Raw genomic sequence first — 12,807 nt, 5'->3', positions numbered from 1 at the left:
TACTGTTCCATTTTGACGGTGCCTGTTGCTGCCATACTGTATTGCCGCTCCTCGCCATAGCGGGCTATGACTCGTCGCGGCGCCTTGTCTGGCAGCAACAGTCACTCGCCAAAAAAGGAACGTATCTGCAAAGCAGAGCACTATCGACCGCGAACCGCTTGTTCCAGCTCGGCAAAGCTTGGACGGTGCGCCGGGTACAGGACCTTGCGGCCGAACTCCACCGCCAGGGACGGTGGCATGCCCGAGGCCGAGGCCACCAGGGAAGCCTTGATGGCTTCATAGACATTGAGTTCTTCCTTGGCGTCATGGGCCAGGGAGTGGGCCAGCGGGCCGAAGAAACCGTACGCGGCCAAAATACCGAAGAAGGTACCCACCAGTGCCGCACCCACGTGCAGGCCGATGGAAGCCTGGTCGCCTTCCCCCAGGGACGCCATGGTCACCACGATACCCAATACCGCCGCAACGATACCGAAGCCGGGCATGCCGTCGGCGATGCCGTTGACTGCGTGGGATGGGTGTTCCAGGTCTTCCTTGAGGCTGTACAGCTCCATGTCGAACAAGCCTTCCAGCTCATGGGGCGCCATGTTGCCGGACGACATGATGCGCAGGTAATCGCAGATGAACGCGGTCATGCGCTCGTCTTTCAGCACCGAAGGGTACTTGGCGAAGATCGGGCTGGCGGCGGCGTCTTCGATGTCGCCCTCGATCGCCATCATGCCTTCGCGGCGGCTCTTGTTGAGGATCTCGTAGACCAGCCCCAGCACCTCAAGATAGAAGGTGTGGCTGAAGCGCGAGCCGAACATGCTCAAGGATTTCTTGAGCACATGCATGGTCATATAGCCAGGGTTCGCCTGGAGGAATGCGCCAAGAGCCGCACCGCCGATGATCATCACCTCGAACGGTTGGATCAGCGCAGCGATCTTGCCATGGGAAAGCACGTATCCGCCGAGCACGCTCGCGAACACGACAATGATGCCGATAATTTTAGCCATAGGTAGAAAGTACTTATTTAAGTCGGGTTCAAGGTCATATTCGGAAGCTGAAAAATCTCTTCTTCTACTTATCGGCAAAACTGCGCCAGACTATAGCCAGTTCCGGCGAAAAGCCAATTTGCCCCGTTCCGGGCGTAGATACCTCATGCGAAGATCACGTCCAACCATGGCTAACGAAACGAACGTTCCAACTCCAAGACCGACCACGATCGAAGGCTGGGTAAAGCTGCTCGAAGGCGTCCATTTGCCGGTGCCCCAGGCCAGTCATGACCTGGTCTGCAAGGCCATTTCCGACAGCCGCCGCTCGTTGCGCGACATCGCCGAATTGATGCAGGACAGCCCCGCGCTGGCCCTGAGCGTCATCCGCGAAGCCAACCATCACACCCACGGCAGCCTGGCGGAGCCGGCTGAGAACCTCGAAGTGGCGATCAACCGCCTCGGCCTCAAGCGCACCGAGGAATTGCTCGCGCGCCTGCCTTCGCTACCGGCGCACCAGATACCGGTCGCCCTGCGCCAGTTGCAATTGATCAGCCAGCACGCTACACAACAGGCCAATGGTTTTTTCGCCAGCCGCCTGGCGCGGCTGTGGCAGGACATCCACTGGGGCAGCCTGTTGTTCCTGTCGCCGCTCTGGCCCTTGGCCCTGACCCATCCACGCCTGCTGGCGGAATGGGAGCTGCGGGTCGTCCATAAACGCCAGCCGGCCAGACAGGTCGAGCGCGAACTGTTCGGCGTCAGCCTGCTGAACATCTGCCTCGCGTTGGTGGAGGCGTGGCGCCTGCCCATCTGGGTGGCGCAAGGCTATCGCCTGCTGCTGAATGAACGCCGCGAACTGATGAAAGTGCTGCGCATCGCCCGCGACAGCGAACATCCGCTACGCCAGCAGAATCGCCTGGACGACGACCCGACGCTGCGGCGCTGGCTCAATCAACCCGCCAATACAGTGCTGCTGGCCAATGGTCTGGCACTGTCGGCGCAAGAGGCCTGGGAAAGCCCGCACAGCGCTCGCTGGCAATACCTCACCAGCCTGTATCTGCAGATGCCGATGGACGAACTTCAGCAGCAACTGCACCAACAAGCCGCCAACAGTGCTCGCCAGCACACCATGCCGGACCTCTGGCACCCCGCCGTGGCACTGATCTGGCCCCCGGGCAGCCGCCGCGTGCATCCCGGCTTGTTGCCCGCCGCCCCGCCCAGCGCCCAGGACCTGTCCCAATGGCGCAAGCAATGCGCCGCGCTGTTGGTGGAACCGAGCCCTTTCAGCAACGCCATGCACCTGACCACTTCGGCGCGAGATACCCTGGTGGCGTGCGGCATGCGCCGGGTGATGATTTTAATGCCCGATCGCAGCCAGACCAGCGTTCGTGTGCATCAGACCGCCGGCCTGCCCAAGGAAGCGGCGGCGATGAGCTTCTCCATCAGCCAAAGCAAGGTCTTGCAGCGACTACTGGCTCAACAGGCCCAGGTTCGCCTGACTCCTGAGAACAACGCCCAGTTCTCCGCCTTGCTGCCTCCGGGCCTTCGCGCCCTGTTCCGAGGCGAGCACCTGCTGTTGCGCTCACTGACGTGTAATGGACGGGTGATCATGCTAGTGGTCGCGGACCAGGGTGGCGGTCCGTTCTCGGACGTGTCCGTTCAGGCTTTCGGCAAGACCGTGCAATGCATCGAAAGGGCCCTGCACAGCTTTACCAACCGTGGCCGCTGAACTTGCTACAATCCTTTCCCTTTGCGCCCCAGGAGACCTCACATGCCTGACTTCTCTGGCTTGCCGCTGGTAATCGAGCCCAACGAGCTCTTGCCGCGCCTCGATGCTCCCAATCTGATTCTGGTGGACCTAACCAGCGCGGCGCGCTACAGCACCGGCCATATTCCTGGCGCGCGCTTCGTCGATCCCAAACGCACGCAACTGGGCCAGCCCCCGGCGCCGGGACTGTTGCCGGCGAAGGCCGACCTGGAAACGCTGTTCGGCGAACTCGGGCATAACCCTGGCGCGGTCTATGTGGTGTATGACGACGAAGGCGGCGGCTGGGCCGGGCGTTTTATCTGGCTGCTCGACGTGATCGGGCACTCCAACTACCACTATCTCGACGGCGGCCTGTTGTCCTGGCTGGACCAGGGCCTGCCGGTGTCGATCGACACCCCGGCGCCGGCCGCCGGCGATGTCAGCCTGGTGCTGCACGACGAACCCACCGCCACTCGCGAGTACCTGCAAAGCCGTCTTGGCTCGAAAGACCTGGCGATCTGGGATGCGCGCGGCCCGCTGGAATATTCCGGTGAAAAAGTCGTGGCGGCCCGGGGCGGACACATCCCCGGAGCGGTCAATTTCGAATGGACGGCCGGCATGGATCCTGCGCGCAGCCTGCGCATCCGCAAGGACATGCCGCAGATTCTCGAACAGCTGGGCATCACGCCCGATAAAGAAGTCATCACCCACTGCCAGACCCACCACCGCTCTGGCTTCACCTATCTGGTGGCCAAGGCGCTCGGTTATCCGCGGGTCAAGGGCTATGCCGGTTCATGGGGCGAATGGGGCAATCATCCCGACACGCCCATCGAGCTTTGAAGATTTAAGGACAGTTAATGAAAAACCGCTTGTTCATCCTCTCCCAATACCTGCTGCCGCACCACCTGCTGTCGCGGCTGGCCGGCTGCATCGCCGAGTGTCGCGTTCGCTGGTTCAAGAACGCCTTCACGGCCTGGTTCGCCAAGCGTTACCAGGTGGACATGTCCCAGGCGCTGGTGGAAGACCTCACTGCCTATGAACACTTCAACGCGTTTTTCACCCGCGCATTGAAAGACGGTGCGCGTCCCCTGGACGAAACGCCCGGCGCGATCCTCAGCCCCGCCGACGGCGCCGTCAGCCAGCTCGGCCCGATCGAGCATGGCCGGGTGTTCCAGGCCAAGGGCCATAGTTTCAGCGTGCTGGAACTGCTGGGCGGGGATGCGGCCAACGCGGCGCCATTCATGGGCGGCGACTTCGCTACCATCTACCTGTCGCCCAAGGACTACCACCGCGTACACATGCCGCTGGCCGGCACCCTGCGGGAAATGGTCTACATCCCAGGACGGATTTTCTCGGTCAACCAGACCACCGCCGAAAACGTCCCGGAGCTGTTCGCCCGCAACGAACGCGTCGCGTGCATTTTCGACACCGAGCGCGGGCCGATGGCCGTGGTGCTGGTGGGCGCGATGATCGTCGCCTCCATCGAAACCGTCTGGGCCGGCCTGGTGACACCGCCCAAGCGCGAGTTGAAGACTTTCCGCTACGATGAGGCCGCTCGCGCGCCGATCCACCTGGAAAAAGGCGCCGAACTGGGCCGGTTCAAGTTGGGTTCAACCGCTATCGTGCTGTTTGGACCAGACCAGGTGAAATGGGCCGAAGACCTCGTGGCGGGCTCGCCGGTGCAGATGGGCCAGGCCCTGGCACTGCCGAACGCCTGATCCAAAAGCTCACCCAGTGGGAGCAAACTCGCTCCCACTGGGTATCCGACAATCACAGAGCACCTCTTTCGCCTACAGCTGCTAGAGTTGGAAACATCCTTTTCATTTCCCGCCGGAGCCCGTCCACGGCATGAATGAGACCAGCCCTCTCCAGCTACTGCGCGTCTTGACACCGACCCAGTCGCGCCTGTCTTTCTGCGATGCCGCGCCACGCGACCTCAAGCGTTGGATCGCCAACCTGCCCAAGGCCAACATCGGCGAAACCGCTCGCCTGCTGTACCAGGCACTCGGCGAGCTGAACCAACTGCTGACCCCCAGCGATAATCGCCTGCAACTGCTGGAGCTGCTGCGACCAGAGGTTTATTACGTCTGCAAGCACCTTGAGCGGCACTTTCTGCAGCAGGCCATCGTGCTGGATGAGCGATCGCGCAAGATCGTCAACCTGTGCCAGGCCCTGCAAGCCCACCTGGCGATGGGCTACAAACAGATCGTCGGGCGTATCTCGTCGAAATTTTCCAAGGACCGGGCGCGCCTGCTGGCTACCGCAGCGCAACGGGCAGTCCACGCGCTCAATAGCACGTTGCTACGCTCCAGCCAGTTGTACAGCCCTGTGCCCGAGGGGCTCTGGCTCGATCTGCATCAGCTGTACCGGATCGCTTGCCAGCATAAACTGCAGCACCTGGCCGTCAGCGATGAACTGGCCAGCCAGGTTCACCAACTGAACGTCGAGCAAACCTACGTCGTCGCGCTATTGCTGGGCGCCTCGCGCAGCAACCAATTGCGCCAGAGCCAGATTGCCCGATTGGCCGAAGTGCTCGAACCCTGGAGCCAAGGGGTCAAGCTGGACCCGGCCGTGACCGCCTCCAGCCTGTTCGCGGTCGCGCCGCAGCTGGATGTCGGTCCGCGCTACCGCTCGAAATTCCGGGCGGAACAGCAACCCACCCTGCTGGGTTTCGACCCACAGCCGCTGGTGCGTGCCATTACCACCCACTTGGCGCAACCGGTCGAGTCGACGTTGACGGTACCGGCCGGCATGAGCGCCGACACCTTGCATCATCTGCAAGCCGCCTGGGGCGAAGCTGCCGAGCGCAGTTTCCAGCGCACCGAGGGCAACGGCACACTGACCCTGTGCGTGGGCATGAGCGCCTTGCATTATTACCTTGGCGGCGAACGCTCATTCAGTGAAATCCTGAAGAACCCGGCCACCCGCAAGGCCCGCTTCGAGGCGTCGCCCACCCGGAAAAACGATACCTGGGACCAAGCCTTCGACGCAGCGCCCAGCGGTGACAGTGAGCTTTTGCCCTACGAAGAAATCGAATACCCGGTCAATCCGGCCGATGATGACGCCGCAAGCTCCGACAACCAGCACCATTTCCCCACCTACGACTTGCCGATCATCAACCACAGCCCGGGAGGTTACTGCCTTGGCTGGCCGAAGGAGGTGCCGGAACAACTACAGGCTGGGGAAATGGTGGGTATCCGGGACGCCAACGACCAGAGCTGGAGCATCGCCGTGGTGCGCTGGATTCGCCAGGTGCGCAATGGCGCCATGCAGATGGGGATCGAACTGGTCGCGCCCCATGCCCAGCCGTGCGGCCTGCAATTGCTTCGAGAGCAAAACGAGCAAGGGCACTATCTGCGCGGGCTGCTGCTTCCGGAGATCAGCGCCATCGACTTGCCCCCCACCGTAATCGCCCCGCGCCTGCCTTTCCAGGAAGGCCAGCAGGTGTTGATCAACACCAATGGCGAGGAACGGCGCGCTGGGCTCGATCGACGAGTGACCAGCACCCACAGTTTCAACCAGTTCGCTTATCGCCAGGACGAATCAGCGGCGAACGGGGGTGACGGCACGCAAGAGGGGGATTTCGATTCGTTGTGGAAGTCGCTCTAAGGAACAACAACTATTGCGTGGCGAGGGAGCTTGCTCCCGCTGGGCCGCAAAGCGGCCCCGAAACCTGACACCCAGGCGTTTCAGGTGGGCCGTATTGGGCCTGCTGCGCAGGCCAGCGGGAGCAAGCTCCCTCGCCACGGCTATGCGAAATCCAACGATCGGCGAATTGCTCAAACCTGCCCGTCGCGATCCCGGAAGCCCAACAGGTACAACACCCCATCCAACCCCAAGGTCGAAATCGCCTGCCGGGCCGATTGCTTGACCAGCGGCTTGGCCCGAAACGCCACGCCCAGGCCGGCGATGGCCAGCATCGGCAGGTCGTTGGCTCCGTCGCCCACGGCAATGGTCTGCTCCAGGCGAAGGCCTTCTTTTTCGGCCAATTCGCGCAGCAGGTCCGCCTTGCGCTGGGCATCGACGATCGGCTCGACGGCCACGCCGGTGACCTTGCCGTCCACCACTTCCAGTTCATTGGCGAACACGTAGTCGATGCCGAGCTTGGCCTGCAACTGCTTGGCGAAATAGGTGAAGCCGCCGGACAGGATGGCGGTTTTGTAGCCCAGGCGCTTGAGTTCGGCGAACAGGGTTTCGGCGCCCTCGGTCAGCCGCAGTGAGGCGCCGATGGAATCGAGCACGCTGACGTCCAGGCCCTTGAGCAGCGCCAGGCGTTCTTTGAAACTGGCACGAAAATCCAGCTCGCCGGCCATGGCCCGCTCGGTGATCGCCGAGACCTTATCGCCCACGCCAGCCGCCTTGGCTAATTCGTCGATGACCTCGGCTTCGATCAACGTCGAGTCCATGTCGAACACCGCCAGGCGACGGTTGCGGCGGAACAGCGAATCTTCCTGGAACGCGATGTCGACGTTCAGCTCCTGGGCCACGCTGAGGAATTCGGCCCGCAGCGCCTGGGGATCGGCCGGTTCGCCGCGCACGGAAAACTCGATGCAGCCCTTGCCCTGGTCAGCCGGAGTATCGAGCGGCATACGCCCGGAGAGTCGGTCGATATGGTCGATGTTCAGCCCGTATTGGGCGGTGATCGAACTGACCCGTTGCAACTGCTCGGCGGTCACCTTGCGGGTCAACAGCGTCACGATGTGGCGCTTCTTGCCCTGGCCGGCTACCCAATGCTGGTAATCGGCTTCGGATACCGGGGTGAAACGCACCTGCTGGTCAAGCTTGTAGGCCGTGAACAGGATGTCCTTGAGCACCGACTTGCTTTGTTCGGCGTCCGGAATTTCAACCAGGATGCCGAACGACAGCGTGTCATGGATCACCGCCTGACCGATGTCGAGAATGGTCACACCACCCTGGGCCAGAACGCCGGTAATGGCCGCAGTCAGACCCGGACGGTCGCTGCCAGTGATGTTTATCAGGACGATTTCGCGCAAGGCGCACCCCCGCAGGTGGAAAAAAACCGCATTCTACCCACATTCAGTGACCATCGGGCACCGCCAGTGCTTTGCCGGCCATGGGCCTGTCGCTATACTGCGCGTCAATTTCACGGACAAAGAGCCGAGCTCAGTGAACCGGCCCACGCCAGTCAAAACCGACAACTTCTTCCTGCTGATCTTCCGTGCATTGCGCCATCGCCGCGTGCCGATTGCATTGCGCATCGCCAGCCATAACGTGATCCTGGTCGCCCTGGCCCTGGTCATCTATGCCTGCGTGATGGGCCTGCAATTCAAGCAGGCCATGCATGAGCAGGCGGACGCCCTGGGTGAAAGCCTGACCACCCAGACCGCCACCTCCGCCACCGAGTTGCTGGTGTCCAACGACATCCTCAGCCTCAACGTGCTGCTCAACAACCTGACCAAGAACAAACTGGTCGCCCACGCCGCCATCTACAGCGTGGACAACCGCATCCTCGCGGAGGCCGGCCAGCGCCCTAAACCTGGCCTGCTGGGCGAGACCGGCGGCATGTACCAGAGCAAGATCACTTTCCAGGACGTGACAGCCGGGCAACTGCGCATCAGCCTGGACATGGACCAGTTCCAGCAACCGATGACCATCAGCCTGCAAAGCATGGGCATTCTCAGCGCGATCCTGCTGGCGCTTGCCCTGGCCTTGAGCCTGCGCCTGGGACGGCACATCTCCACGCCGTTGTTGCAATTGCGCGTCTGGCTGCGGGACATCGATGAACACACGCCGGCGACCCAGCGCCAGGATGAGATCGGCGACCTGGCTCGGCAACTACACGCCAGCTTCGCGCCGGAACCTGAGCCGGTGCCGGAGCCTGAAGACATCGACTACGTCGACGAGGACGATGCCGAGCCGGGCTTCGAGGTGCGCAACCTGCGTGACCCGGGCTTTGACGAAAGCGCACCGATGCCCGCCTCCCGCTCTGCGCCGCGCCATGTGGTGCGCACGGTCGAAGACGAGGAAGACGACGACGCCTTTGCCGATTTGCGCGACGACGCGGTGACCGGCGCTCCTCAACCGGCTGCCCGCCCCGCCTCGAACGTGCCCCAGCACAGCGCCGTGCTGGCCGTTCAACTGGGTGCCCAGGATCAGCTGCGCCGCCTGCCCCAGGCGCGCCTGAAGGAGCTGCTCGAACGCTATCGCGACTGCCTTGACCAAGCCGCATCGCTTTATCAAGGCGAACTGCATACCCTCAATGACGGCAGTACGCTGATGCTCTTCCATGCCGAAGACAGCGGCGACGACTACCTGACCAACGCCATTTGCTGCGGTGAACTGCTGCGCGCGCTGGGTCATCAATTGCAAATCGAAGTCGCCGACAGCGGCATCACCCTGCAATTGCAGTTGGGCTTGACCTTGGGCGACGGCCTGTTCGGCCTGAGCCAGATCGACCTGCTGCTCACCGAAACCGCCCAGGACGCATTGGCCCTCTCCCAGCACAGCCGCAACTTGTTGCTGGTGGAGCGCAAGATCAACGATGACGCCCTGATCCGCCAACGCACCCGCATTCGCCCCATCGCCAGCCCGGAAGGCGCTTGCTGTGTGGAACGATTGATGGAGCCATATCCATCGATGCTGGAGCGGCAACTGGCGCGCATGCATGAGCGTCAGGCCTGAGGTCTCGGCCCTGAAATAATAAAACCCGCAGATGAGTAATCGTCTGCGGGTTTTTTGTTGCCTTCGCTGGCCCTATCGCGAGCAAGCTCGCTCCCACAGGGATCTTCATACGACCGTAGGTCCCCTGTGGGAGCGAGCTTGCTCGCGATGAGGCCAGCACAGACACCAGATATTCCAACCGGCAGAAACAACAAAGCCCGCATCAACGCGGGCTTTGTCTGGCAGTCATCAAATCGTCAGAACCGGAACACTTCCATGTCCGTACGAATCGGCAGAGCCATGGGAATCTTGTCCTTTTCCTTTTCCACCGGCTTGGCCGGAGCGGGCGCCGCCTTGCGCGGGACTTCCGCGATAGGGGGTTGGTTGGCCAGGGGCTTGAGCGACACGGACAGTTGCTCGGCCAGGCGCTGCAAAAGCACGCCTTGAGCCTGGACCTGCGCCGCGGTGGTGCCTGCATGCTGCTCCTGCAGGTGCACGATACGGTTTTCGCGAACCGTGCCGCGACGATCGATCAGCCGCCACTGGGCATCCAGTACCGCAGGTTGGGATTTGCCTGAGTCCAGACGGGTAATCGACAACAAGACCTGTACGTCCGGAGTGAACCCCTGGGTAGCGGGGGCCAGTACCACGCGCTGGCTGTCCAGGTGTCCGGCCACCTGACGCAGCAATAATTGATCGATGTCCGAAGACAGGCTGCCGGCCCAACGACCATCGGTGGCGGCTTGCAGGCTGCCGTCCGGTTGACGTTGCAACAAGGTTTCACGCTGCAGGTAGTCAGCGATCAGAACCGGGCCAAGCAGTACGGCCATGCCTGTGCTTTGTGCAGGCTGGGCCGGGGTACCGCTGTCCAGTTGGTACAGCGACACCGGCTGGTTCATGCTGCAGCCCGCCAGGCCAAGCAGGCCGGCGAGCCACAAAATAGGAAGGCGCAGAGCAGTCATCGTCTCGTCCAGGTGGCGGCCACAAGGCTTACCACAGTGAAAAATACTCGGTCATTATTGAAGAACGCTCGGCCACGCCGGCGCTTGAAAGGGCCTATCATCCGTGAATATGCGTCCCGACTCCAGCGCCAAAGCACCGATCCGCGGCTTTTAATCGCGGACCGAGCCCTCTAGCACGCTCAATTGAGGTTTTCGACGAGCAGTGCATCCACCCGCTGAAAACCTCTTGGAAGCTTATTGCCCCGCCGACCACGTTCACCTTTGTAATGCTCAAGATCGTCCGCTTTCAATGAAAGCGTACGCTTTCCAGCCTGCAGCACAAGCGTGGCACCCTCCGGTATCACTGCAATATCCGTGACATATTCCTCGCGACTCGCCACCCGTTCGCCGGAAATACCGATAATCTTGTTGCCCTTGCCTTTACCGAGCTGTGGCAGATCGCTGATCTTGAACACCAGCAACCGGCCCTCTGTCGTCACCGACGCCAGCCAATTGCTCTCGCGGTCGATGACTGGGCGAGGCGCGATGACTTTGGCGTTGTTCGGCAGGCTCAACAGCGCCTTGCCCGCCTTGTTCTTGGCTTGCAGATCCTCACCCTTGACGACGAACCCGTACCCGGCGTCCGACGCGATAACGTACAGCCCGTCATCATCAGGCATCAGCACACATTCAAAAGTTGCACCCGGTGGTGGCGTCAGACGACCGGTCAGCGGTTCGCCCTGTCCACGGGCCGATGGCAAGGTGTGGGCCGGGACCGAATAACTACGCCCGGTGGAGTCGATGAACACCGCAAACTGGTTCGAACGCCCCGGCGCCAAGGCCTTGAAGCCATCCCCGGCCTTATAGGAAAGCCCGGCGGCGTCAATATCATGCCCCTTGGCCGAGCGCACCCAGCCTTTTTCAGAGAGCACGACGGTAACCTTCTCGTTCGGCAGCAGGTCGTGCTCGCTCAACGCCTTGGCTTCGGCGCGCTCGACGATCGGCGAGCGACGGTCGTCGCCGTAGGTTTCGGCGTCCTTCAGCAGCTCGGTGCGCACCAGCTTCTTGAGCTTGGCTTCGCTGCCCAGCAAGGCTTGCAGCTTGGCTTGCTCCTTGAGCAGTTCGTCCTGCTCGGCACGCAGCTTCATCTCTTCCAGGCGCGCCAACTGGCGCAGGCGAGTGTCGAGGATGTAGTCGGCCTGGATTTCGCTCAGCGCAAAACGCTCGATCAGCTTGGCCTTGGGGTGCTCCTCGGTCCGGATGATGTGGATCACTTCGTCCAGGTTGAGGTAGGCAATCAGCAAACCGTCCAACAGGTGGAGGCGGCGCTCGACCTTGTCCAGGCGGAATTGCAGGCGCCGGCGCACGGTCTTGACCCGGAATTCGAGCCACTCCACCAGCAACGCCCGCAGGTTCTTGAGCTGCGGCTTGCCGTCCAGGCCGATGATATTGATGTTGACCCGGTAGCTGGACTCCAGGTCCGTGCTGGCGAACAGGTGCTGCATCAGCGCTTCGTGGTCGACCCGGCTGTTGACCGGGATGATAACGATGCGGCATGGGTTCTCGTGGTCGGATTCGTCACGCAGGTCAGCCACTTGCGGTGCTTTCGAAGGCTTTGCCTGCATCATCGCAGCAATCTGTTCCAGGACCTTGGCCCCTGACACCTGATGCGGCAACGCCGTGACAATGATGTCGCCATCTTCGATGTGGTACACGGCGCGCATGCGCACCGAACCGCGACCGGTTTCATAGATTTTCAGCAGATCGGCGCGGGGCGTGATGATTTCCGCTTCGGTCGGATAATCCGGCCCCTGGATATGCTCGCAGAGCTGCTCCACCGTGGCCTTCGGCTCGTCCAGCAAACGCACGCACGCAGTGGCCACTTCCCGCAGGTTATGCGGGGGCACGTCGGTGGCCATGCCGACGGCGATGCCGGTGGTGCCGTTGAGGAGGATATTCGGTAAACGCGCCGGTAACACCAGGGGTTCGTCGAGGGTGCCGTCGAAGTTAGGGCCCCAGTCCGCGGTGCCCTGGCCCAGTTCGCTGAGCAGCACCTCGGAATAGCGCGACAACCGCGCCTCGGTGTAGCGCATGGCCGCGAAGGACTTGGGATCATCCGGCGCACCCCAGTTGCCCTGCCCGTCCACCAGCGTGTAGCGATAGCTGAACGGCTGAGCCATCAGCACCATCGCTTCGTAGCAGGCCGAGTCGCCGTGGGGGTGGAACTTACCGAGCACGTCACCGACGGTACGGGCCGATTTCTTGTGCTTGGAGTCAGCATCCAGCCCCAATTCGCTCATGGCGTAGACGATCCGCCGTTGAACCGGTTTCAGGCCATCGCCGATGTGCGGCAAGGCGCGGTCCATGATCACGTACATGGAGTAATTGAGGTAGGCGTTTTCGGTGAAGTCAGCCAGCGACCGGCGTTCTACGCCGTCCAAGCTGTCTGCAAGAATATCGCTCATGCGGGCCTCATCAGTTCGTTGTCTGGCGCAACGGCGCATTGCCGTCGCGCAGGATAAATTCAAAT

At 62.0% G+C, this 12,807-nt stretch carries 9 protein-coding genes; 5 read left to right on the top strand and 4 right to left on the bottom strand.

The genetic code is table 11. From position 1 onward, the window contains the following. Nucleotides 1–140 precede the first annotated feature (140 nt). Nucleotides 141–992, bottom strand: coding sequence for a flagellar motor stator protein MotA (motA, locus tag J3P90_RS02610; protein WP_198797221.1), 852 nt, complete (start codon nucleotides 990–992; stop codon nucleotides 141–143). A gap of 166 nt (nucleotides 993–1,158) precedes the next feature. On the opposite strand from motA, the gene J3P90_RS02605 reads away from it, so the two are divergent. The 4 genes from J3P90_RS02605 (at nucleotide 1,159) to J3P90_RS02590 (ending at nucleotide 6,324) form a co-directional block, all read left to right on the top strand. Beyond that, nucleotides 1,159–2,697 carry an HDOD domain-containing protein gene (locus J3P90_RS02605; RefSeq protein WP_434560976.1) on the top strand — a complete coding sequence of 513 codons (1,539 nt, stop codon included), beginning with the start codon at nucleotides 1,159–1,161 and terminating at the stop codon, nucleotides 2,695–2,697. 42 nt (nucleotides 2,698–2,739) lie between these two features. Beyond that, nucleotides 2,740–3,555: a rhodanese-like domain-containing protein gene (locus J3P90_RS02600; protein WP_420766179.1), complete on the top strand. Its 816-nt coding sequence runs from the start codon at nucleotides 2,740–2,742 to the stop codon at nucleotides 3,553–3,555. A 17-nt stretch (nucleotides 3,556–3,572) separates the two neighbouring features. Then, nucleotides 3,573–4,433: an archaetidylserine decarboxylase gene (asd, locus tag J3P90_RS02595; RefSeq protein WP_420766178.1), complete on the top strand. Its 861-nt coding sequence runs from the start codon at nucleotides 3,573–3,575 to the stop codon at nucleotides 4,431–4,433. A 130-nt stretch (nucleotides 4,434–4,563) separates the two neighbouring features. After that, complete coding sequence (locus tag J3P90_RS02590; RefSeq protein WP_434560978.1) at nucleotides 4,564–6,324, top strand: molecular chaperone; 1,761 nt, start codon at nucleotides 4,564–4,566, stop codon at nucleotides 6,322–6,324. Nucleotides 6,325–6,494: 170 nt separating this feature from the next. On the opposite strand, the gene serB is transcribed toward J3P90_RS02590, so the two are convergent. Then, nucleotides 6,495–7,709 (bottom strand): phosphoserine phosphatase SerB, encoded by a 1,215-nt coding sequence (gene serB / locus J3P90_RS02585; protein ID WP_420766176.1) that lies wholly within the window; start codon nucleotides 7,707–7,709, stop codon nucleotides 6,495–6,497. A gap of 133 nt (nucleotides 7,710–7,842) precedes the next feature. Between serB and J3P90_RS02580 the strand changes: the two genes are divergently transcribed. Further along, on the top strand, nucleotides 7,843–9,357 hold the full coding sequence (locus J3P90_RS02580) for an AhpA/YtjB family protein (RefSeq protein WP_434675787.1): 1,515 nt from the start codon (nucleotides 7,843–7,845) through the stop codon (nucleotides 9,355–9,357). A 236-nt stretch (nucleotides 9,358–9,593) separates the two neighbouring features. Here the strand turns inward: J3P90_RS02580 and J3P90_RS02575 are convergent, their stop codons facing one another. Both J3P90_RS02575 and parC read right to left on the bottom strand, forming a co-directional pair. Beyond that, complete coding sequence (locus tag J3P90_RS02575) at nucleotides 9,594–10,298, bottom strand: PqiC family protein (RefSeq protein ID WP_420766174.1); 705 nt, start codon at nucleotides 10,296–10,298, stop codon at nucleotides 9,594–9,596. Between the two features lie 179 nt (nucleotides 10,299–10,477). Continuing rightward, nucleotides 10,478–12,742: a DNA topoisomerase IV subunit A gene (gene parC, locus J3P90_RS02570; RefSeq protein WP_420766173.1), complete on the bottom strand. Its 2,265-nt coding sequence runs from the start codon at nucleotides 12,740–12,742 to the stop codon at nucleotides 10,478–10,480. Between the last annotated feature and the right edge of the window lie 65 nt (nucleotides 12,743–12,807).

The organism is Pseudomonas sp. D3-10 (assembly GCF_051132175.1).
Lineage (GTDB): Bacteria > Pseudomonadota > Gammaproteobacteria > Pseudomonadales > Pseudomonadaceae > Aquipseudomonas.
Note: the sequence above shows the minus strand (reverse complement) of the source record. Positions and strands in the feature narration are given on the sequence as shown.

Coding starts and splice junctions, on each gene's coding strand:
- motA (WP_198797221.1), bottom strand. CDS start 992: ATGGCTAAAATTATCGGCATCATTGTCGTGTTCGCGAGCGTGCTCGGC.
- J3P90_RS02605 (WP_434560976.1), top strand. CDS start 1,159: ATGGCTAACGAAACGAACGTTCCAACTCCAAGACCGACCACGATCGAA.
- J3P90_RS02600 (WP_420766179.1), top strand. CDS start 2,740: ATGCCTGACTTCTCTGGCTTGCCGCTGGTAATCGAGCCCAACGAGCTC.
- asd (WP_420766178.1), top strand. CDS start 3,573: ATGAAAAACCGCTTGTTCATCCTCTCCCAATACCTGCTGCCGCACCAC.
- J3P90_RS02590 (WP_434560978.1), top strand. CDS start 4,564: ATGAATGAGACCAGCCCTCTCCAGCTACTGCGCGTCTTGACACCGACC.
- J3P90_RS02575 (WP_420766174.1), bottom strand. CDS start 10,298: ATGACTGCTCTGCGCCTTCCTATTTTGTGGCTCGCCGGCCTGCTTGGC.
- parC (WP_420766173.1), bottom strand. CDS start 12,742: ATGAGCGATATTCTTGCAGACAGCTTGGACGGCGTAGAACGCCGGTCG.